At 59.7% G+C, this 23,577-nt stretch carries 14 protein-coding genes; 11 read left to right on the top strand and 3 right to left on the bottom strand.

What is annotated here, in order from left to right; translation table 11 throughout:
* Nucleotides 1-5,892, bottom strand: a complete 5,892-nt coding sequence (locus AOA62_RS06080; protein WP_099548122.1) for a DUF4329 domain-containing protein — start codon at nt 5,890-5,892, stop codon at nt 1-3.
* Nucleotides 5,893-6,191: 299 nt separating this feature from the next.
* Between AOA62_RS06080 and urtA the strand changes: the two genes are divergently transcribed.
* From urtA to ureC, 11 genes are all read left to right on the top strand, one after another.
* The gene (gene urtA, locus AOA62_RS06075) at nt 6,192-7,457 is read left to right on the top strand and encodes an urea ABC transporter substrate-binding protein (RefSeq protein WP_017136771.1); all 1,266 of its coding nucleotides are present in this window, start codon (nt 6,192-6,194) and stop codon (nt 7,455-7,457) included.
* A gap of 140 nt (nt 7,458-7,597) precedes the next feature.
* A complete protein-coding gene (gene urtB / locus AOA62_RS06070; RefSeq protein ID WP_099548121.1) occupies nt 7,598-9,100 on the top strand; it encodes an urea ABC transporter permease subunit UrtB in 1,503 nt (500 codons plus the stop codon).
* A complete protein-coding gene (gene urtC / locus AOA62_RS06065) occupies nt 9,100-10,167 on the top strand; it encodes an urea ABC transporter permease subunit UrtC (protein ID WP_017136773.1) in 1,068 nt (355 codons plus the stop codon). The genes urtB and urtC overlap by 1 nt, the downstream gene beginning before the upstream one ends.
* Nucleotides 10,164-10,997 carry an urea ABC transporter ATP-binding protein UrtD gene (gene urtD / locus AOA62_RS06060; RefSeq protein WP_169986495.1) on the top strand — a complete coding sequence of 278 codons (834 nt, stop codon included), beginning with the start codon at nt 10,164-10,166 and terminating at the stop codon, nt 10,995-10,997. The genes urtC and urtD overlap by 4 nt, the downstream gene beginning before the upstream one ends.
* Nucleotides 10,998-11,125: 128 nt before the next feature.
* Entirely contained in the window at nt 11,126-11,824 is a 699-nt protein-coding gene (gene urtE / locus AOA62_RS06055; protein ID WP_065930636.1) for an urea ABC transporter ATP-binding subunit UrtE, read from the top strand.
* Nucleotides 11,825-11,855: 31 nt separating this feature from the next.
* Nucleotides 11,856-12,695 (top strand): urease accessory protein UreD, encoded by an 840-nt coding sequence (locus tag AOA62_RS06050; RefSeq protein WP_099548119.1) that lies wholly within the window; start codon nt 11,856-11,858, stop codon nt 12,693-12,695.
* Nucleotides 12,696-12,854: 159 nt separating this feature from the next.
* Complete coding sequence (ureA, locus tag AOA62_RS06045) at nt 12,855-13,157, top strand: urease subunit gamma (RefSeq protein WP_017136777.1); 303 nt, start codon at nt 12,855-12,857, stop codon at nt 13,155-13,157.
* Between the two features lie 9 nt (nt 13,158-13,166).
* A complete protein-coding gene (locus AOA62_RS06040; protein WP_017136778.1) occupies nt 13,167-13,679 on the top strand; it encodes a GNAT family N-acetyltransferase in 513 nt (170 codons plus the stop codon).
* 5 nt (nt 13,680-13,684) lie between these two features.
* A complete protein-coding gene (locus tag AOA62_RS06035) occupies nt 13,685-14,218 on the top strand; it encodes a GNAT family N-acetyltransferase (protein WP_099548118.1) in 534 nt (177 codons plus the stop codon).
* The gene (locus AOA62_RS06030; RefSeq protein ID WP_099548117.1) at nt 14,215-14,520 is read left to right on the top strand and encodes an urease subunit beta; all 306 of its coding nucleotides are present in this window, start codon (nt 14,215-14,217) and stop codon (nt 14,518-14,520) included. The genes AOA62_RS06035 and AOA62_RS06030 overlap by 4 nt, the downstream gene beginning before the upstream one ends.
* 113 nt (nt 14,521-14,633) lie before the next feature.
* Complete coding sequence (gene ureC / locus AOA62_RS06025; protein ID WP_099548116.1) at nt 14,634-16,334, top strand: urease subunit alpha; 1,701 nt, start codon at nt 14,634-14,636, stop codon at nt 16,332-16,334.
* On the opposite strand, the gene AOA62_RS06020 is transcribed toward ureC, so the two are convergent.
* Nucleotides 16,331-22,345 (bottom strand): DUF6543 domain-containing protein, encoded by a 6,015-nt coding sequence (locus tag AOA62_RS06020; RefSeq protein ID WP_099548115.1) that lies wholly within the window; start codon nt 22,343-22,345, stop codon nt 16,331-16,333. The genes ureC and AOA62_RS06020 overlap by 4 nt on opposite strands.
* A gap of 103 nt (nt 22,346-22,448) precedes the next feature.
* Nucleotides 22,449-23,387: a DnaJ C-terminal domain-containing protein gene (locus AOA62_RS06015; RefSeq protein WP_017136782.1), complete on the bottom strand. Its 939-nt coding sequence runs from the start codon at nt 23,385-23,387 to the stop codon at nt 22,449-22,451.
* Nucleotides 23,388-23,577 lie beyond the last annotated feature (190 nt).

Below are 23,577 nucleotides of genomic sequence, written 5' to 3'. Positions count from 1 at the left end.
TCAGAGTTCGTCCCGATTCCGTTCATACCAGAACTCTTCGGGTTCCGGCTCTGCCTCGCTCCACTCCTCACCCAATGGCCCTGCAACTCTCCAGAAGGCATCGGTGACCAGCACTGACAATTTGCCCAAGGTTCGCAATCGCGCGACGAACACACGGGGCACTGGTGCCATACCCGGGGCAAGCAATCGGTCTTCAGATGCCGTAAACGCCGGTACGTACTTGAGCAGCGCACCATTGCGGCAGGACAGATAACAACTCTCGGCGTCAGGGGCATTCGCCCTGGCTACCGACACGTAGTCGTGAAGATCGTCCTTGGCAACGAAGTTACCCAAGAGTTCTTTATCTATCGCTTCAAAGCTGGACGTCGACGCAATGGCTTTATAGAACGCCTGCACAGCGGCGATTTTGTAGGTACTCAGTGTATTTTCAGGCGGTACATCAAACCCGGCATGATCAGCCCAGAACAACAATTCCAGGGTACTGGTACTTCCCGTACCCTGATCTTCCACCGGGTCGAGCGCGACGTACCCCGGCGTTTGCCCCGGCACCAGCACAGCGCCCAGGTACTGCTTGCCCTTGAACGGTGCAACCAAGCCTTGTGCATAGCGGGCCGCATCATCGGTGTAAGTAAACAGCGGGCCGCAGAACGAATGAAAATGCGGATCGTCGGCGAAAGCATGAGGCGCTTCATTCGGCTCCCAATGCTCAGTGACCCTCTCTTTCTTACCCCAGACCTCACTGGTCACCCGAATGTACAACTTCCCCGCGCCCGCAAGGCGGCGCACATAATCACGTACCGTAAGGGAGCCATCGAGCAATTGTGTGCGTTCGATATGTGCCTTGCTCGTCCATGGGTACAACGGCGCCGTTTTGGGAAACTCATACGTGAGCAGCGCACCGTCGCTGCACAACAGATACAGCGTCGGAGCACTGCCGTTACGTGCATAGGTGACAACGTTGAGTGCCTTGGCGATGTACTGGGGCGGGAAAAAACTGCGCGCCATTTCATCATTGCTACCGGCGATGGCCACGGTCGAAGCACAGAGATACAAACCATCAAACACATAGCCCTGCGGCAATTGGCCGTCGATAAAGACCTGTTTAAAATCAGCAAAGTCGTCTCTGACAAGCGCCAGGGTTGCCTTATAGAACGGTTTGTTAGCCGACTTGAGTACGTAACCGAAGGCCACTTCGGTTTGAGGCTTCCATAGGCGTTGAGCGTAACGAACGGCATCGACCGCCCGGGTGAAAATCGGGCTGCAGGGCGCGTCCATGAACACAGCGCGAATATCCCCAGGATGGGTTGGCGGTATATTCGCCACAAAATCCCCCACCAACTTCCTGGGCGGGCCCCATACCCCATCGCCTTCTATCACGCTCAGATTGCCGGCTTTCACCACCTCGGTGATGAAGTCCTGCGGCGAGAGCGTGCCACTGCGAAGTTGCTGCTCAATACTGTTGTCACCGTAATCACCCTTGACCTTGTTAAGTGGCGCGAGACGATCCTTGAGTCGCTCCTCCTCGGCAGAGCTCGACAGGTGGTAACTGAGGATCGAGCCACTGGGGCCAAACACATATTCACGGTTAAGGTGGGCCTCACGACGCAACAGGTTTGACAATACCGCAGTCGGTATCATGGTTTTATAGATGGCTTTTTGGGCGACGGACAACAACAACGGCCCCTCTTGATCTATCAAAGACCGATAGCGCGCAACAATCGTACTGTTCTGAGGGTAAAGCGCTAAATCAGCAGCCCGATCCGGGTATATCCAGTGTAATGCCAACCCTTGAGGTGGAAGCGCCAGTGGTTCAGTCGAGACAAACAGACCATTTCCCAGCCTGAGTATCACCCCCGCAAAACGCCGATAGTATCCGTTGTTCACCCTGGCAGCTGCGTAGCGGGCTGCATCGTCAGCACTCGCGAAGCAGGGGCTTAAACGCCGCGGTGTCAGGGTTGCGTAACTGCTCCAGCTAGGGGCGACCTGACCTTTTTTATCCCAGAACTGGCTGGTACGTACCACATGCAGCATTCCCTTCAGCGCCCACTCACTAAGGAAGCTCTGGGGTGTCTTCTCGCCGGAGTCCAATGCTTGCTGCGCCTGCGTCAGCAATGTATCTGCCGGGCCGCCACTTTTGACGTCAAGCCGCGGGGGCTCATACCGCAACAGCGCGCCATCAAGGGTGGAAAAGTACACCGACAGGTTGCTCGGGCCACTCCGAATAGCGGCAAAAAGAGCAGAGAACAATACTGTTGGCGTGACAAAAAACAGCGTCAACCAGGCGTTCGACGTATTTTGCCCGGCACGTGACCATTGCTGCGAGCGAAACAGCCCGTGCAATATAAAACCATCGGGTAGCTGGTAACCCCCCTCGGGCTTAAGTTCAAACAGGCTGTTGAGATTGAACAGTTCGCTCTCACTGACAACGCCCACTACCTCACTGGCGATGTACTGCTCCTTGTCCCTATGCTTGAGGATGAAAGCAAAACAGGCCGCCTGCGCGAAGTTGCGCGCATGCACGCGTCCGTGCAGGTTACGGGCCGCCTCATCGGCACTGGCAAATACGGCACCGTAGGTGGTGTAGTCAGGTGGGCCCGATCTTGGTGCGTAGGAATAGTTAGGCGTCCAGTCGTTGTAGACCACCGAACGCTGGCCCCATAACGGGTTGCCCAGGATGATCTTGAAGTCCCCCGCCTCGGCCAGCCGCCGGACCCAGTCGGCCGGCCGGATCTGCCCGCTGTCGAGGCGCTTGCCGAGGCTGTTGTCGCCAGCCTGCGGGCCGATATTGGCCAGCAGCAACTGTTCCTGCGCCGAATGATTTGGGGTGTACTCCAACAGGCAATCACTGGCTCCCGACAGGTACGCCACGCGACCGGCCGGAATGATCGAGTACATTTCATCATCGGAGAACACTTGCAGGTTGATCTGCGCCTCCTCATGCGTCCAGCCGCGCCGCGCAACCCAGGACGGGCTCACCATCGACAGAGCGGTATGGGAACCGTAGCGAGCATGCAACACATAAGGCTCCGGCGGGATCAACGGCCCGTTACCGTCGCGTGGAAAAAACAGAGTGAAGGCAAATGGGTTGGCCGCACTGGACACTGGCTCAGTGATAACAAAACGGCCGTCTTCGCCCTTGAGTATATAACCGCCGTAGTAGCCGCCACGCCAGTTGTTGATTTGCTCATGGGCATACACCGCGGCATCGCGCGCCGAGAGAAACGAACGGCTAAGGGTTGCCTTGTAAAACGACTCTATCAGGTTCGAGCGGTTATCTACCCTCCCGACCTTGCGCCACAATCCTCCGGCCTGCACCACCGAAAGGTCCGTCGCCGCAATAACCCTGCGCACGTAAGCCCGAGGGCTCAACGTACCGGTGAGCATGGCCGCCTGAGCACCGTTATCGTTTAGCTCGCCCGTGTCGGTTTCCCGCACCAGATCGGTGGTGTTCGTGGCTGCGGGCACCCTGAAGCTCAACAGCGATGAATCCGAGGCCAGCATGTACAGCGACAACCCACGGGCCGGGTTCTGGATGTCCTGGCTTGCGCGCGCTTGACGGGTGGCGGCCACCACCTGCGCCGGGGTGAAAAACGTACTGGCCAGCCAGGTTTCCCGGGCGGCAATTTCGCCGGTCTCGTACCAACTGCTGAAGTAAATGGCTTCCAGCCGAAATTGCGAAGGCAAGCGCAGCTTGCCGTCTGGGCGTTTTGGAAACACCAGGTTTGGCGAAAACAGTGGATCACCCTTGGGCAGTGCCAACGTCGCAACATACGCGTCATCACGGGAGTGCTTGAGTACAAAGCCACACCGGCCGCCCTCGCTCCCCGCCAGCGAAAGTGCACGCAACACCGCAAGCTCAGGCCGTGAAAACACCTGAGTAAAAAACGGTTGTTGCGGTGCAAGGGTCGCCGGCGTTCTGATCCGCCATGTGTTGCTTATACGCCCGCGAACGCCTCCCCATACCGGGTTGGCAATCACTGCCCACAACTCACCCGCCGCAGCCAGCAACCGGATGGGATGCTCGAAATCACTGCTGGTTTCACCCGGCCCGCCGCGCAGTTGCAGGTCCAGCGTTTTTTCAGCGATCGAGCCACTGCTGACATACTTGAGCAGCACATCATCTGGCCCGGACAAATAGTGGACTTTGGCGAACGTTCTTTTTTCAAAGCTGAAGAGTTGATCGGCACCGGAATAGAAGTTGTTGAACACCTGCACCTGGTCCGCCGTGAAGTGTGGAAGTGCGCGCTTGATGCCCTCAGCATCGGCGGGATGAGAGTGGTAAAAGGCCTCGGCCTGGTAATCATCAGGGGCGATGAACTTGCCCTCACTGTCACGGGCCAACATGCGCCCGTGATCAAATTGAACGCGCTCTCCTGCGATGGGATCTGTGGCGTAGAAGCGATTGCCGCGCTTGAAGACCACACCACCATACTCAATGTCACGACGCTGGCCGATCACCGCATGCGCCCAACGCGCCGCATCATCGGCGGTGATAAAGGCCGGACTGAACACCGGTAAGGGAATGCCAGAAAAGGGTCGCCAGTTCGCCTCGACCGTGCCGGTTTTGTCCCAGAGTTGGCTGCCCTTGCCGGGAGCGCTGGCCTTGAGCACCGTCAATTGTCCCGCCGCCGCCAGGCGCTGCACGAACTCACTCGGTTTGAGGCTGCCGGCGATCAAGGTCGAATCGATTTGGTTATCCACAATCGCGCCGTCAGGCTCAACACGATAAAGCTGCGCTTCGATAGCCGAGAATGAACAGGTGTAGCGCAACACCGCGCCATCTTCGGTGTTAAGAAATATCGACAGCCCGGACTGCTTGAGCAGTTCAGGCACCAATCGCCCCTGGTAAAGGTGCCGGACCAGTTCCGGGGGTGAAAAGAAATTGCGGTACAGCCATGGTTGCCGGGTCTGGGCCAATGCCGCATAGCCCGTCTTGCCCAGGCAAATACCGATCAAGTGAAAATGCGCAGGCAGGCGATGTTTGCCGTCCATGTCCTTGGGAAAAACCTCTTGCACCGAGGGCTGGCGGTCGACCGTGCCAGAAGGCTCGGTCACCCCATACAAGTCCTGGGTATCATGCTTGAGCAGGAACACATACTGGGCCGCCCCTGGCATAGCGGCCAAACGCGCCCGAGCGTGGCTGAGCGCATCGGTGAGGCTCGCCTGCACGGGGCCACAGGGCGGCAGCTCCTGGGTTTTGGTTTTGAAGGCCCGGTAGGGCGTCCATGTGTGGGGCACCTCTCCCGTAGAGCCGCCCCACACGGCGTTGGACACGACAATCGACAGCTGGCTGACGCTGGCGACTTTCTTGAATAGATTCTCCACCACACCGTCATAGCCTTCGGGCCTGCCGAACGGTTCCTTGTCCCGCAGCCACACGGCAAAACGCCGCTCGGCCTCCGAACGGGTGGGGACGTGCTTGAACAACGAACCATCAGGGCCGGACACATAGAAGGCGCTGAAAAATACCGGATCCAGAATATTGCCGATCAAGTCAGGCTCGGAATAAAAGCTGTTCAGCGCCTTGATCTGACGATCTGAAAGCTCAGGGTTGTTGCTTTTGTACTGGGTGAAAAAGTCCGGGTGCGAGTGATACTCCGCCACGCACCGATAGCCTTCGGGATGCAGGAGCCGCTTATTACTGTCCTCGTTGAGAACCGTGCCCACATCAAAAAAATTCTCGCCGCCCTCAATGGGGTCGGTCGCGTAAAACAGATCGTCGGCCAGGCTTTGCATAATGACCCCGCCATACTCCGTGTCCTGCGTGCCACCCATCTGGTGATGGGCATACCGGGCCGCATCATCCATGCTGACAAACCCCGGCCCAACCGGGGGCAACTCCACCTCTGGCTTGGGGTCTGCCCCAAACCAGCCACGTTTGACTCGTGCCATCGCATCACCTTCCTATGACAGGCTTCATGGCGCCAGGATTGGCGGCCATAAAGCCCATCTTCGGCAATGGCAGGCGACCTGGGGTGCCAAATAGGCACCCCAACAAGTCCGCCCTCACGCGATGCCCCGTTTTGAGGCTTGCCCTGCACGGGGCCGCTTTAGCGGCGCCACACTGGTGCGCCATGCGACAGCGACTGGCGCCATAGCGCCCTGAAACCGGTACTGCACGGCGCAGGCACAGCCTTTGCAAAGCCCTGTGTATCTGCCCCACAACACTATCGGTTTACGGAGATCGCACCATGAAGCGTCGTAGCTTGATCAAGGCTTTCACTTTGTCGGCATCCATTGCCGCCATGGGTTTGACCTGGACCGTCCAGGCCGCAGAGACCATCAAGGTCGGCATCCTGCACTCGCTGTCCGGCACCATGGCAATCTCCGAAACTTCGCTTAAAGACATGGCCTTGATGACCATCGACGAGATCAACGCCAAGGGCGGTGTGAACGGCAAGATGCTGGAACCGGTGGTGGTGGACCCGGCGTCGAACTGGCCGCTGTTTGCCGAAAAAGGCCGGCAGTTGCTGACCCAGGACAAGGTTGCCGTGGTGTTTGGCTGCTGGACCTCGGTGTCACGTAAATCGGTATTGCCGGTGTTCGAAGAACTCAACGGCCTGCTGTTCTACCCGGTGCAATACGAAGGTGAAGAGATGTCGCCGAACGTGTTCTATACCGGTGCGGCGCCTAACCAGCAGGCGATCCCGGCCGTGGAATACCTGATGAGCGAAGAAGGTGGCGGCGCCAAGCGCTTCTTCCTGCTCGGCACCGATTATGTGTACCCACGCACCACCAACAAGATCCTGCGTTCGTTCCTGCATTCCAAAGGCGTAGCGGATAAAGATATTGAAGAGGTCTACACCCCGTTCGGCCATAGCGATTACCAGACCATCGTCGCCAACATCAAGAAGTTCTCGGCCGGCGGCAAGACCGCAGTGATCTCCACCGTGAATGGCGACTCCAACGTGCCGTTCTACAAGGAGCTGGCCAACCAGGGCTTGAAAGCTACCGATGTACCGGTGGTGGCGTTCTCGGTGGGTGAAGAAGAGCTGCGCGGCATCGACACCAAGCCACTGGTGGGCAACCTCGCGGCCTGGAACTACTTCCAGTCGGTGGAGAACCCGGTGAACAAGAAATTCGTTGCGGACTGGAAGGCCTACGCCAAAGCCCACAACCTGCCAGGCGCGGACAAAGCCGTGACCAACGACCCGATGGAAGCCACCTACGTAGGCATCCATATGTGGGCACAGGCGGTTGAGAAAGCCAAATCCACCGATGTCGACAAAGTCCGTGAAGCCATGGCCGGCCAGACCTTCGCCGCGCCGTCGGGCTTCACCCTGACCATGGACAAGACCAACCACCACCTGCACAAGCCGGTGATGATCGGTGAAATCCAGGCCGACGGGCAGTTCTCGGTGGTATGGCAGACCGAGAAGCCGATCCGCGCCCAACCGTGGAGCCCGTACATTCCGGGTAATGACAAAAAGCCGGACTATGCCGTGAAGAGCAACTGATCCGAGGGGTGTCGGCCCTTAAGGCTGACACACACCCTGTGGGAGCTGGCTTGCCTGCGATGCAGACAACTGGGTGTATCTGATACACCGCCATCGCAGGCAAGCCAGCTCCCACATTTGTTCGAGCAAGGCCCAAGACTATGCCCACTGCCCTTTACCGCCTCATCCTCGCCGCCCTGCTGTTGCTGCCCTTTGCCGCACACGCCAGCGACGCCGAAGACTTCATCAACGCCAACCCGATGCAACAAGCCAAGCTGCTCCAGGACTGGGCCGCCCAGCCCGACCCGGCGCGCATCGAGCTGGTGGACGCGCTGCAACAAGGCCAACTTAACGTCAACGGCGAAACCAAAACCGTGCGCCTGAACAACCGCCTGCGCGGCTTGATCGACAACGTGCAAGCCAGCCAGCAACTGCTCGCCGCCGACCCGAAGGTGCGCCTCGCTGCTGCGCAAACCCTGCAAAAAAGCGCACAACCTGCACAGCTCAAATTCCTCGACCAGCAAGTCGCCGCCGAGACCAACGAGGCCGTGCACACCGCGTTGAGCCTGGCCCTGGCCAACCTGCAACTGGTTGACCCCGACCCGGTCATTCGCCTCGCCGCCGTGCGCCTGCTAGGCAGTACCGGTGACCCGCTGGCGCGCACACGCCTTGAGGCGCTGCTGGCGCCCGGTGTCGAAACCGATGCCGCCGTGCACACCGCCGCCGAGACCAGCCTGGCTCAGGTCAAACGCAAATTGATGTTCGGCGAGATCCTCGGCCAGGCTTTCAGTGGCATGTCTTTGGGTTCGATCCTGCTGCTCGCGGCCCTGGGCCTGGCGATCACCTTCGGCCTGCTTGGCGTGATCAACATGGCCCACGGCGAGATGCTGATGCTCGGCGCTTACTCCACGTATGTGGTGCAGTTGATGATGCAGCGCTACGTACCGTCGGCCATCGAGTTCTACCCGCTGATTGCGCTGCCGGTGGCTTTCTTTGTGACTGCCGCGATTGGCATGGCGCTGGAGCGCACGGTGATTCGCCACCTCTACGGGCGGCCGCTGGAAACCCTGCTGGCCACCTGGGGCATCAGCCTGATGCTGATCCAGCTGGTGCGCCTGGTGTTCGGTGCGCAGAACGTCGAAGTCGCCAACCCCGAATGGCTGTCCGGCGGCATTCAAGTGCTGCCCAACCTGGTGCTGCCGTACAACCGCATCGTGATCATCGCCTTTGCCCTGTGCGTGGTAGTGCTGACCTGGCTGCTGCTGAACAAGACGCGCCTGGGCCTCAACGTGCGCGCCGTCACCCAGAACCGCAACATGGCCGCCTGCTGCGGCGTGCCCACCGGGCGTGTGGACATGCTCGCCTTTGGCCTTGGCTCCGGTATCGCGGGCCTGGGTGGTGTGGCGCTGAGCCAGATCGGCAACGTCGGCCCGGACCTGGGCCAGAGCTACATCATCGACTCGTTCCTAGTGGTGGTGCTCGGCGGCGTCGGCCAGTTGGCCGGTAGCGTGATGGCCGCCTTCGGGCTGGGCATCGCCAACAAGATTCTTGAACCGCAGATCGGCGCCGTGCTCGGCAAGATCCTGATCCTCGCGCTGATCATTCTGTTTATCCAGAAACGCCCGCAAGGACTCTTTGCACTAAAAGGACGGGTGATCGACTGATGAACCAGCCATTGATGCTTACCGCCGCGCAAAAGGCCGGCCCCAAGATCACGATAGCGGTGGGTACGGTGATTTTGATCCTGCTGCTGGCGCTGCCTTTGTGCTCGCTGCTGTCGCCGGCAAATCCGTTTTACGTCTCGGCCTACACCCTGACGCTGGTGGGCAAGATCCTCTGCTACGCCATCGTCGCCCTCGCGCTGGATCTGGTGTGGGGCTATGCGGGAATGTTGTCCCTCGGCCACGGTTTGTTCTTTGCCCTCGGCGGTTATGCGATGGGCATGTACCTGATGCGCCAGGCGTCCGGCGATGAGTTGCCGGCGTTCATGACCTTTTTGTCGTGGACCGAATTGCCGTGGTATTGGGTCGGCACCGAGCACTTCCTCTGGGCCATGTGCCTGGTGGTATTGGCACCCGGTTTATTGGCGTTGGTGTTCGGGTTCTTCGCCTTTCGTTCGCGGATCAAGGGCGTGTATTTCTCGATCATGACCCAGGCGTTGACCTTTGCCGGGATGCTGCTGTTTTTCCGCAACGAAACCGGGTTTGGCGGCAATAACGGCTTCACAAACTTTCGCAGCATTCTGGGCTTTGGCATCACCGAGCCGGGCACGCGGGCGGTGCTGTTTGTGGCCACCGTACTGTTGCTGGTCGCCAGCTTGTACACCGGCTGGCGCCTGGCGCAGAGCAAGTTCGGCCGCGTGCTGACGGCATTGCGTGACGCCGAGAACCGCCTGATGTTCTGCGGCTACGACCCACGTGGCTTCAAGCTGTTTGTGTGGGTGTTGAGTGCGGTGCTGTGTGGTTTGGCAGGCGCGTTGTATGTACCGCAAGTGGGCATTATCAACCCCAGCGAAATGTCGCCGACCAACTCTATCGAAGCCGCCGTATGGGTAGCCCTGGGCGGGCGCGGCACCTTGATCGGGCCGTTGCTGGGCGCCGGTGTGGTCAATGGCATGAAGAGCTGGTTCACCGTGGCCTTCCCGGAATACTGGCTGTTCTTCCTTGGGGCGCTGTTCATCATCGTCACCCTGTACCTGCCCAAGGGCATCATCGGCCTGCTGAAGAAATGAGGAACGTCATGCTTGAACCTATTTTCGATGCAGGCAGCGGCCGCGATGCCATCGGTATCGGCCAGGCTGCCGGCAAGGGCCTGAACACCCGCCACGGCACCATCCTGACCCTGGAAGACATCAGCGTCAGCTTCGATGGCTTCAAGGCGCTCAATGACTTGAACCTGTATATCGGCGTCGGCGAGTTGCGCTGCATCATCGGCCCCAACGGCGCGGGCAAGACCACACTGATGGACGTGATCACCGGCAAGACCCGCCCCAGCCACGGCAAGGCCTGGTTTGGCGAAACTCTCGACTTGACCAGCATGAGCGAAGTGCAGATCGCCCAGGCCGGCATTGGCCGCAAGTTCCAGAAGCCTACGGTGTTCGAAGCCCTGAGCGTGTTCGAAAACCTGGAGCTGGCGCAAAAGACTGACAAGTCGGTATGGGCCAGCCTGCGCGCACGCCTGAGCGGCGAACAGAAAGACCGCATCGAGGAAGTGCTCGATACCATCCGCCTGACCGCCTCGGCACTGCGCCCGGCGGGGTTGCTGTCCCACGGGCAGAAGCAGTTCCTGGAAATCGGCATGCTGCTGATGCAAGACCCGCAACTGTTGCTGCTGGATGAACCGGTGGCGGGCATGACCGACGCCGAAACCGAGTTCACCGCCGAGCTGTTCAAGCGCCTGGCGGGCAAGCATTCGCTGATGGTGGTGGAACACGACATGGGGTTTGTCGGTTCGATTGCCGACCACGTGACCGTGTTGCACCAGGGCAGCGTGCTGGCCGAAGGGTCGCTTGCACAGGTGCAGGAAAACGAGCGCGTTATCGAGGTTTACCTCGGTCGCTGACGCGCACCGCTTTATGTGGGAGCTGGCTTGCCTGCGATAGCGGTGAGCCTGATACACCGCCATCGCAGGCAAGCCAGCTCCCACATTTGATCCAGTTCCCTCAGTGGGGAATTGAGGAGGTTTTGAACATGCTGCAAGTCGACAAGCTGCATCAGTATTACGGCGGTAGCCACATCCTGCGCGGGCTCTCATTTGACGTGAAGATTGGCGAAGTCACCTGCCTGCTCGGCCGTAACGGCGTGGGCAAGACCACCTTGCTCAAATGCCTGATGGGTTTGCTGCCGGCCAAAGACGGCGCGGTGAATTGGGAAGGCAAGGCCATCACCGGGTTCAAACCGCACCAGCGCGTACACGCGGGCATCGCCTACGTGCCCCAGGGCCGGGAGATTTTCGGGCGGCTGACAGTGGAAGAAAACCTGTTGATGGGGCTCTCGCGCTTCCCAGGCTCCGAAGCCAAGGAAGTCCCGGCGTTTATCTATGAACTGTTCCCCGTATTGCTGCAGATGAAACATCGGCGCGGTGGCGACCTGTCCGGCGGTCAACAGCAGCAGTTGGCAATTGGCCGCGCATTGGCCAGCCGCCCGCGCCTGTTGATTCTCGACGAGCCCACCGAGGGCATCCAGCCGTCAGTCATCAAGGAGATCGGTGCAGTGATCAAAAAGCTCGCGGCGCGCGGCGATATGGCGATCCTTTTGGTGGAGCAGTTCTACGACTTCGCCGCCGAACTGGCCGACCAGTACCTGGTGATGTCTCGTGGTGAAATCGTGCAGCAGGGCCGAGGTGAAAATATGGAAAGCGAGGGTGTGCGCGGGCTGGTTACGATTTAATCTGTTGTGTCCTGACGATAAGTAAAAAAACATGAACCTGCCCGTTACCCCTGCCCTGTTCACCCCCAGCTGGCATGCCGAGCTGGAACTCGGCTACGCGCGCTTCGGCGACACCACGCGCCCGGTAATGCGCCGCCACCTCGGCCCGCTGCGGGTGCAAAAGCACTTGTACGCCGAAGGCCCCGAGGTGTGCCAGCACATCATCGTCCACCCGCCAGGCGGGATAGCCGGCGGGGACCGCCTGGACATCAGTGCACACGTGGGTGCAGGCGCATGGGCGCAACTGACCAGCCCCGGTGCGGCCAAGTGGTATCGCGCCAGCGGCCCGGCCTATCAAACACTCGACCTCACCGTGGAAGCTGGTGCGACCCTGGAATGGCTGCCCCAGGAAACCATCGTGTTCAGCGCTGCCCAGGCCGAACTCAGCACGCGCATCGACCTGCAAGGCGATGCCCGGCTGTTCTACTGGGACGTGATCGCCCTTGGCCGCCCGGCCAGTGGTGAACGTTTTGACCTGGGCCACTTTCAATCGCACCTGGATATTCGCCGCGACGGCCAGTTGCTCTGGCATGAGCGCCAGCGCATTGTAGGCGCCGACGGTTTGCTCGACTCACCCATCGGGCTGGACGGGCAACCGGTGTTTGCCACGCTGTTGCTGACCGGCGATATAGACCCTCAATTATTGGAAACCTGCCGCGCCCTGCCCCATGCGATTCGCGGCGACCTGACCCAACTGCCCGGCTTGCTGGTCGCCCGCTGCCTGGCCAGTGAGGCGCTGCTGGCGCGGGGTTGGCTGATTGATTTATGGAAATTGTTACGTCCGAGTGTGCTTGGGCGAGAAGCGGTTCCACCCAGAATCTGGAGCACATGAAGATCAACCTGTGGAACTGAGTTTATGTGGGAGCTGGCTTGCCTGCGATGGCGGTGTGCCTGATACACCGCTATCGCAGGCAAGCCAGCTCCCACACAAGCCTGTTTCCACAGGGGATCTGCGGTGTTTTTATGAATGCTGTTTGAAGGACCTTGAACCATGGATTTGACCCCACGGGAAAAAGACAAACTGCTGATCTTCACTGCTGGCCTGGTGGCCGAGCGCCGCTTGGCGCGGGGTGTGAAGCTCAACTACCCGGAAACCATCGCCTATATCTCGGCCGCGCTGATGGAAGGTGCCCGCGATGGCCGCACCGTGGCCGAGTTGATGCACTACGGCACCACCCTGCTCAGCCGCGAGCAAGTGATGGAAGGCATCCCGGAAATGATCCCGGATATCCAGGTGGAAGCCACCTTCCCCGATGGCACCAAGCTGGTGACCGTCCACCAGCCAATCGCGTGAGGCCCAGCCATGATTCGTGATGCTACCGAGCAAGACCTGCCGGCGATCCGCGACATCTACAACGATGCGGTGCTCAACACCACGGCCATCTGGAACGAGCAACCGGTGGACCTGGCCAACCGTCAGGCCTGGTTCGCTGCGCGTCAAACCCAGGGCTATCCGATTCTGGTGGCGGTGGAAAACGATGAAGTCACCGGCTACGCCTCATTCGGCGATTGGCGCCCGTTCGAAGGTTTTCGCTACAGCGTTGAGCACTCGGTGTACGTGCGCAATGACCAACGCGGCAAAGGCCTCGGCCCGCGGCTGATGCAAGCGCTGATCGAGCGCGCCGCAACCTGCGGCAAGCACGTGATGGTCGCGGCTATCGAAAGCGGCAACCAGGCGTCTATTCGCCTGCATGAGCGCCTGGGTTTCATCACCACCGGGCAAATGCCGCAAGTGGGCATCAAGTTCGGCCGCTGGCTGGACCTGACCTTTATGCAACTGACATTGAATCCGGGCGCCGAACCGCCCAAGGAGTGAGATCGATGAGCGCTACGCAACTGCGTCGAGTCAATGCTGAAAGTTTTGCCCACTACCGCCTGGGTTTGATTGAGCTGTTGCTGGACGCGGTAAAGCACGGCGCTTCAATCGGCTTTATGGCTGACTTCGATGACGCCCAGGCCCGCACCTATTTGAGCGGCGTGCAGGCAAGTATCGAAGAGGGCAGCCTGCTGCTGTGGGTGGTGGTACGCGATGAGCAAGTGATCGCCAGCGTGCAACTGGCGCTGTGCCTGAAAGCCAACGGCCTGAACCGCGCCGAAGTGCAAAAGTTGCTGGTACACAGCAGCGCCCGCCGCCATGGCCTGGGCCAACAGCTGATGAACAGCCTGGAACTCGCCGCGCGCCAGCACAAGCGCGGCCTGCTGTACCTGGACACCGAGGCCGGCTCCGGCGCCGAAGCCTTTTACCAGTCGCTGCGCTACACCAAGATAGGTGAGTTGCCCGACTACTGCCAAAGCCCGGACGGGCGCTACACCCCGACCGCCATCTATTTCAAGACCCTGGGGCAACCTGCATGATTCCTGGTGAATATCAGATCCAGCCTGGTGACATCGAACTCAACGTCGGCCGGCGCACCCTCACCCTCAGCGTGGCCAACAGCGGCGACCGGCCGATTCAGGTGGGCTCGCACTACCATTTTTTCGAGACCAACGATGCGCTGACCTTTGATCGCGCCGCCAGCCGTGGCATGCGTTTGAATATTCCGGCGGGCACGGCAGTGCGGTTTGAGCCAGGGCAAAGTCGCGAGATCGAGTTGGTGGATTTGAGCGGGGGGCGGCGGGTGTTCGGGTTTGCCGGACGGATCATGGGCGACCTTTAGGGCCTCATCGCAGGCAAGCCAGCTCCCACAGTTGGAATGCGTTCCCCTGTGGGAGCTGGCTTACCTGCGATAGCGATATCACATTCAACACCTATTTTTCAGGGCATACACACATGAAGATCAGCCGCCAAGCCTACGCCGACATGTACGGCCCCACCGTCGGTGACAAGGTCCGCCTGGCCGACACCGACCTGTTCGTCGAAGTCGAACAGGACTTCACCGTCTACGGTGAAGAAGTCAAATTCGGCGGCGGCAAAGTTATCCGCGACGGCCAGGGCCAGAGCCAACTGCTCGCCCATGAAGTGGTCGACACCTTGATCACCAATGCGCTGATCATCGACCACTGGGGCATCGTCAAGGCCGACGTCGGCCTGAAAAACGGCCGCATTCATGCGATCGGCAAGGCCGGCAACCCGGATATCCAGCCCGGCGTGACCATGGCCATCGGCGCCAGCACCGAGGTGATTGCCGGTGAAGGCATGATCCTCACCGCCGGCGGCATCGACAGCCACGTGCACTTCATTTGCCCGCAGCAGATCGAAGAAGCGCTGACCAGCGGCGTCACCACCATGATCGGCGGCGGCACCGGCCCTGCGACCGGCACCAACGCCACCACCTGCACCTCCGGCCCGTGGCACCTGGCGCGCATGCTGCAAGCCAGCGATTCGTTCCCGATGAACATCGGTTTTACCGGCAAAGGCAATACCAGCTTGCCGGAACCGTTGATCGAGCAGGTCAAGGCCGGGGCCATCGGTTTGAAGCTGCACGAAGACTGGGGCACCACACCCGCCAGCATCGACAACTGCCTGAGCGTTGCGGACGAGTATGACGTGCAGGTCGCGATTCACAGCGACACCCTTAACGAATCCGGCTTCGTCGAAACCACCCTGGCCGCGCTCAAGGGTCGCACCATCCACACCTACCACACTGAAGGTGCCGGTGGCGGCCACGCGCCGGACATCATCAAGGCCTGCGGCTTCGCCAACGTGCTGCCCAGTTCCACCAACCCGACACGGCCGTTCACGCGCAACACCATCGATGAGCACCTGGACATGTTGATGGTCTGCCATCACCTGGACCCGAGCATCGCCGAAGATGTGGCCTTCGCCGAAAGCCGCATCCGCCGCGAGACCATTGCCGCCGAAGATATCCTGCACGATTTGGGCGCGTTCTCGATGATCAGCTCCGACAGCCAGGCCATGGGCCGTGTCGGCGAAGTGATCACGCGCACCTGGCAGACCGCTGACAAAATGAAAAAGCAGCGCGGCCCTTTGCCCGGCGACGGCCCGGGCAATGACAACTTCCGCGCCAAGCGCTATATCGCCAAGTACACCATCAACCCGGCGATTACCCACGGCGTCAGCCATATCGTCGGCTCGATCGAAGTGGGCAAGTGGGCCGACCTGGTGCTGTGGCGCCCGGCGTTTTTCGGCATCAAGCCGACCTTGATCCTCAAGGGCGGCGCGATTGCCTCAAGCCTGATGGGTGACGCCAACGCCTCGATCCCCACGCCGCAGCCGGTGCACTATCGCCCGATGTTTGCCAGCTTCGGCAGCTCGTTGCACGCCACCAGCCTGACCTTCATCAGCCAGGCCGCCCAGGACGCCGGGTTGCCCGAGGCCCTGGGGTTAAAAAAGCAGATTGCCGTGGTAAAGGGCTGCCGCGATGTGCAGAAAACCGACCTGATCCACAACGATTACCTGCCGGATATCGAGGTTGACCCGCAGACTTATCAGGTCAAGGCCGACGGCCAGTTGTTGTGGTGCGAACCGGCTGATGTATTGCCCATGGCCCAGCGCTACTTTTTGTTTTAGGTCGCACGGGGGCCGACACCCTCAGCCACGTCCAGCGGATGATCGAGCAACTCCTGACGGGTCAGCGTCTCGATCAGCGCGGCGTCTTTAATCTGCAATTGCAACTGCAGTTCGCCGGACCGATGCTTATAAAGTGCCTCGGTGATCGCGTTGGATTCAAACCTGCTCCGCAAGTCCGCCAGCTGATCGTGCAAGGGATGGCGCAGAGCGTCAAATTGCACGGCGTATTTACCGGTCAGGTAATCCTGCCAAAAGCCCCTGGACAGCAGCGCCTGAAGCTCTTGCGCGGAGTTATCCAGGGCTTTGATCGTATCAAAGGCAGTATCGAGCATCGATGAGGTCACGCCGCCCAAGTTGATATACCTGACCTGCTGCGGCTGCCCCGGTAGCTGGAGCCGATCCTTGAGGCCGTAACGATACGCCAGTCGAATTTCAACCTCTTCGGCCAGGCGCTGGGTATGGGGCACCTTATTGGCTACCGACACGCGGGGGTCATTGACGATTGCCTCGCTGCGCTGGATATCCGCCGACGCGATCTTGTCCACTTCGTGCAGGCGGAACAAACCTCTGGATAACCTTGCCAGTTGCACGCCCTGGGTCTGATCCGTGGCCTGCAAACGAGCCTTGTAGGCCATTGTGCGCACCTCCAGGTTGCTGAAGGAGAAAGCCGCAAGGTCGCAACATCCTGGCTCACCGGCCAGGTCGAGGAGTTCCTTGCGCAGGGTTTCCGATTCGGCGGTGTCCTGGGTGATACTTTCGATCACTTCCCAGACGCGGCGCTGCAAGTCGGCGTGGCCGGCACCCGCCGGTTCCAGACGCTCAAGGATGTCGAAAAACGGGGCAGCCCTCGGAGCGCGCTCCAACGCCACCCATAGGGGCCGTTTGCTACTCGCCTCTTGCGTGGACATGCCTTGGGCCCAACGCAGAAATGGATCCTGCGCGCCAGCTGTGGGGGCCACACGGTTAGGGGCAATATCAGCCGTCAACCGGAGCATGTTCGGAAGAACCTCAGACATCAGCCCAGCCTCCTCAAGGCGCCGGCTGTGTTCGCGGACTTGTTGCCGGGTTTGCTCGGTCAAAGGGTTCTCGCCGATATCCGTCACACGAGTCACGCGTTCCGTCTGCGCCAACTGCTCATCCGACGGTGCAATGACTGAGTCCGGGATAGTGGTAATACTGTTTTGGCTCAGATCTACCCATAGCAGGTTCGTTCGTTCAACCAACCCCGCAGGCCAGGTATCAATCCCTGTATTTTTCATCTGCAAGGTACGCAAATCCGTCATTTGGCTGAAATCCGGCGTCAGGCCGAGGGGGTTATCATTGAGCATCAAGTCACTGAGTGTCGCTCGCGAGGACAGTAAGGCAGCCGACTCGGCAGTCAATCGGATTCGGTTGTTTTGCAGCGACAAACGGGCCAACTCGTTCATATTCCCCACGGCAGGCGGCAACTCGAACAAATGGTTATCCGACATGTCCAGCCAGCGCACACCTTGGCAGTGCGCCAGGAAACCTTCTGGTGACGTACGCAGGTTCAGGCGGTTCAGTTTCAGTGACGTCGGGCGAATGAAATTCGCGCCAAGGTCGGGCAGGCTCGACAGGCGCAACCCACTGAGGTCCAGTTCGACGTCGATGAGTGTGGCGTCGTTGCTCAAAACGAGGGGATTACCCGCCCTCCAGCAGCTCATGATGCGTTGCCTGGCGCGATCACGATCGTTGAACTCCAGCAGGCGCTCATTTCGCCCGACGCGCTCGTTACTCTGACGCTCGTTGGAGAGGTTCCAGGCTTTTAACTGACGCTTGAACGCTTTGAATTCCTGCTCACGCTGGGCCAACTCTGCATCGGCGCGCTCGCCCAGCGCCCAAATCATCTTCCGAGAAGTTTGCACGCTGTTGTCGGGATAGAGTTCCTGCATGACCCTGAGCCTTGGATTACCACTGTCAAAGGCGCCATCAAGGGCGCCTTGCAAAAGTTCGGGCCGCGTGCGCGTCAAGGTCTCCCAGTAGCGATCGAACTGCTGCCAATAGTCGGCAGGAAACTTATTGTGCTCAAGCATGACGACGTTGTTTGTCCGAACGATCGCTTCAAGCTGCTCAGGCGGTGGTGTCAAATGCTGTGGTGGAACCTCCTGCAGGCGGTTTTCGGACAAATCGACACGTCTCAATCCAGTCAGTGCGGTTAATCCCGAGGGCCACTGCTCAATCTGCGTGTTACTGAGGTTCAACTCCACCAGATTTGGCATACCGCTGACATCGGGGGCAGCACCCAGCGGGTTGCTGCGCAGATCAAGCGTGACAAGGGCGCTGAGGTTGCTCAGCATACGGCTGGTTGGTGGAGTCAACTCAAGATTATTACCGGTCAGGTTCAACGAAGTCAGGTAGCGCATTTCACCGATAGCACTGGGTAACTCGGTAAGCCGGCAACCGATCAGGGCCAAATGCTTGACGTGGGTGAACGATGTAAGGAAAGCATCAGTCTTGCCGGTCCAGCCGCTACCGTAGATCTCAAGCCCCTCAACATGGCTGAAGTCGACGCTTAGCAGTGGTAGTTCCAGATCGCCCCTCATCATCAGCTTCAGGGGGCCTTCACTCATAAGCCGCCAGTGACTCTTGATCTCGCGCGCGATATCGGACGCACCGGGAAAATCGGCATCCCAACCATCAGCACGCGGCGGCCCACTGGCGTAAACCCAGGCATCCAACTCCCTCGTAAACGTTTTGAACTCAGCCTTCCAGTGTTTCAACCCACCCTCGACGTCGTCGCCCAAAGTGCGGACAAACGCATTGACTGCCTCCTCGTCCATCAAAGGGAACAGATCGGTGACCTGCTCGTGTACTAAATCGACATCGCTATCGACATCACTGGCCGCCTGTCGGCTGGACCCGCCGCCACCACCGAGTAATCTCAGCGTCGAATCAATCGTCGGTTTGCGCACCGGATGCTCCAGCAACACCGTGCGCAGCGGCTCACGAGGCAAAGGCGACTGCTGGATCGCTGTCTTCAACTGCTGTGCATCGGTGAACCCGAGGCTCTGGCGTTCGGCGGTGGACAACAGGTCCCAGGTTGCCCCAAAGAAGTCCCTGGGCATGGGCGCCTCGAATAAACCATTGTCCTTGAGCACCAGGGTCTTGGTGGTGGTTGAATCCGGGGAACCGATAGCATCCAGCAACGTGCCTTGGGCCGAGTAGTGACGCAACTCCACCCGCGTTCCACGCTGCCATCCAGGCAAGGTTTCCAAAGTGCGCAAGGCGAGGCGCTGGCTGTCGATGCTTGCCAGAGTGTCCAGGTGCAGGCCTTCATAGGCACGCGATACCCGGGTTTCCTGCTCAAGCCACCTCGCCTGCTCAATACGTTCCTGGGGCAGAAACCCGGTATCTCGAAAGGTGTGCAACTGTTCAACGCTCAGCCTTCTGAGCAACTCAGTAGCCATCGACGCTGGCAGCCTGGGGTAAGTCGCCATGAGCAGGCGCACATCAGGATCGTTCGTGGCATTCAAGGCTTGATAGCGCTCTTCGATCAGCGAGCCCTTAAAGGTATCGACGACATTGGCGATGTGTTCACGCAGCTTGCCGGCCCGCACCGCCAGCGACTCTTCGGCACTGCCAGGGATGTCCCGGAGCGTGGGGTCCACGCCTTGCAAGCTGAACAGCACCTCATTGAGCCACTCACCGCTCGCCAACTGGTTGTCACGGACCACCACTACGCGTTTGGGGGCAGTTGCGAAGGTCTCCTCCCACAAAATCCTGTTGTGGCTGTCCATGACCCGCAGCGGCGCATCAGGCAACATCCCTCGTCGACGCATGATTTGCAGCAGCAGCGTGAGGTCCGCCTGGGCATAGACGGCCGAGTCGCTGCTTCTCAATTGCTCGACAAACGTCGTCAGTGCCTGATGAGCCTTGAAGTGCTGGATCGTGTCATCCAACAACAAAGGCACCGGGTCATGCTCAACAAAGGTCTGGCGCAAGACGTCTTCCTCGACACCGCTGGCCATACGGGCTTGTTCCAGCGTCGCGGAGTCAAGCCCACGCTGTTCCAGCCCCAGGCGCCTCATCAGGGTCGGTTTGTCCCAGGTCAGCGGTTGCTCGATTTCATGGCTCCAGGCGCCAGCATGGTTATGCTCCAACTGCGGCTCATACGCACCAGGGCGGCTGGGGTGCTGGATGCGATACTGCCCAGTGACGGGGTCCTGCCCAACTCGATAGTGGTCACCCTCATGGTGCAAAATCAACTGGCCGTCGTGCGAGTAAAGGCCCAAAGCGTCTGGCCTGGCGTCTGTGGCCAGCTCGACAGGCGCCTTATAGGGCGCAAGATCAGGCTTCCACAGGCGGATCTTGCCGCCGGGCAACGTGACGGCTTTGAGCCGTTCAATGAAGGGTGACACTGTGAAGCGCAACGCCACCGCCTGCGCCGCCAGCGTCGCCAGGTTTTCCACCACGTCGGTAACATGCGCCCAACCTGCCTCGCGGTCGCCTTCACTGAGTTCGACCGCACCCTCAAAGACCTCGTAAAGCAGCTGACCGGCCATCACCCCGGCCATCACCAGGCCCAAGGGTGGCACGGCCATCCCCACCAGGTTCAGGCCGAACATGCCGATACTCAGGTAATGGGCTGCACGCCTTGAACTCGATGCCTTGTCAGCAGCCTCAGTGCTCACGGCCTGGTGTTGGGCATCGTTAAACAGTCGCGTGCGCAGACTGGCATGGCGATACACCCACAAGTCCGCAGCCCGCCAGAGGCCAGCGATTTCGATGGCCTGAATATTGAATTCGGGGGCTTTTATCGGAACGCGTACGGTCGGTTGCGGCTCCCCCAGCGACGAGCCGGAGGAAAAGAATGGGGCCGTCAGTAAACGCCCCCATTCCGAACGCAGCGCCTGTGAACCGAACGGTTGCGGTGGCGCATCCACCACGAGTTCGGTCAGCCTGCGGTAGTAGTAAGCGCGATCCTTATAGGCTACAAACTGGGCAAAAAGCTGTTGGTATTGCGTGGTTTGTACCCCCATGGAGCGGTCGGCACCCTGGCTGACGCTCGCGGTCAGGCGATCAGTCAATTCGTTGCGAAACTCATTAAACGTTTCATAACGCTTGATGGGGTGCTCGAGGTGGTCAGGAATATAGACGATAACCCAGCTCGAATAACGCTGCTTGGCGCATGGGGCGATGATCAGGCAGTCATGCAGGTGCAGGTTCATCAGGCTCAAGCAGCAGTAACCGACCGGCTGGTTGCCGATCACGATGTGCTTTTCGCCAGCCGTCACACGCATCAGCAAGGTGTAATCGGTGGCACCGATATCACCCTTGAGCAAGGCCAGATACGCCGCCGCCTTGAAGGCATCTTTCTGATGGCGGATGAAGCGATCCCGAAACTCGGCACGGGACCGTACATCATCAGGTATCAACTGCGCCCTGAGGTGAGCCTGGTATTGACTCCCCAAATCGAGATCACGGCATAACTGGGCGAACTCATGAATTTTCAGGGTCGTGGTGTGGCGTTCGAAGTGCTCGCGAGTATCCGGCTCGGTGATAAATCCCGAAACGCTATCGTAAAAACCGTCCTCGGCCTCCCGCGCCTCAAAGTTGCCCAGGGCAGCCTTGAGCAAGGAGAACGTCTTGACCCTGGAACCGCCGGTTTTTTTGCCAAAGGCGTCTTCAACCGGAACATACAGGCGCAACCAGGTTTGATTGACGTCCAGCGCATAACCGGCAGCCTTTAATGCCGCTTCCAATAACGGCTGGGCGAATGCTTCCAGCGCCTGGACTTTGCTTAGGGATTTCTCCAGCTCATTCAGGGAGTGGCAACGGCTCTCTAACAGCGTCTTGAGCTGATCCTTCTGCGATTGAGACGTGGCGTCGTACCAAGAGGGGATATTCGCGGGGGTCTGTTTGAGGGCCTGGCGCCGCTCAGGTGAACTGCTGACCAGGCAGGACGGGATCGCCTGTTTGATTAATTCGTAGTGTTGTCCCTGTTCACCGGGCGGGAGCGTGGAGGAGGCAATAACCTGAAGTTCGAGCATGGGATGACAACCTTGTGGTGAGAAAGATTGTCATCCTATGCAGTGCGTTTTTTTGCTGGAGCTAACTATTTAGCAAGCTCGAAAACTCATCGGGTCAGCTCGTTCAGAAGTGCTCACGGGGGTCGAAAGCGGCCTTTTCAGCCAGCGCCTGCCACAATGCCTTGACCTCATCGTCTCCAGCCTTAGGCATCACAGCCTTGAGCTGGATAAACAGATAACCGCGTTGCCCGGCCTTGTTCAACAAGCCATGGCCCTTTGCGCGCATGCGTTGGCCGTTCTGGCTGCCGGCCGGCACCTTGAGGTTAATCTTGCCGGTAAGGGTCGGCACTGCGACTTCCGCGCCCAACGCCAGCTCCCACGGGGCCAGCGGCAGGTTGATGATCAGGTTTTCGCCATCCACCTCGAACTTGGCGTGCGGCGCAAACTTGATGATCAGGTACAGGTCGCCATTGGCACCACCGCCCACACCCGGTGCGCCCTGGCCCTTGAGGCGGATGCGCTCGCCATCGGCCACACCGGCCGGAATCTTCACATTCAGGCTCTTGACGGTATTGCTGACATGCCGGCCAGACGCATCGTATTGCGGCACCTGGAAGCTGATCTGCTTGGACTCGGTGGACAGCGTTTCCTCAAGGGAAACGCTCAGTTGCATCTCCACATCCTGGCCCTTGCGCCCGGTAGGACGGCGCTGGCCGCCGCCAAAGGCGTCGCCGCGCGCGCCGAAGATCGAGCTGAAGAAGTCCGAGAAGTCGCCCGTGTCCTGGCCACCGCCATAACCACCACGGCTCTGCCAGCCCGGTGGCCCCTGGAACGGCTGGCCATGCTGGCCGTATTTACGCAGCTCATCGTACTCGGCGCGTTTGTCGGCGCTTTTGAGCGCCTCATAGGCTTCGGACGCGTCTTTGAATTTCTCTTCGGCGTCCTTTTCCTTGCTCACGTCCGGGTGATACTTGCGTGCGAGCTTGCGATAGGCGGCCTTGATTTCCTTGTCATCGGCGCTCGGCTCGACACCCAGAATCTTGTAATAGTCTTTGAAATCCATCGGCGGTTCACCATCCTTAATCGAGATCGCACAGCCCGGGGCACAACGTGCGCTGCTTTGCACCTGTTGAGTGGTGTGGCCTGGGGGTGCGTCAAAGTGTTATCGGCGCTAGCCGTATGCAACAGATGTGGGGGCAAATACCCAACTTTCAAGCACGATTTAGCGGATAGTCGGCCTACGCATCTGCGCG

Source organism: Pseudomonas sp. 2995-3, from assembly GCF_002742565.1.
Taxonomy (GTDB): domain Bacteria; phylum Pseudomonadota; class Gammaproteobacteria; order Pseudomonadales; family Pseudomonadaceae; genus Aquipseudomonas; species Aquipseudomonas edaphica.
The sequence above is the reverse complement of the archived record's forward strand: the minus strand, read 5'-3'. Positions and strand labels throughout refer to the sequence as shown.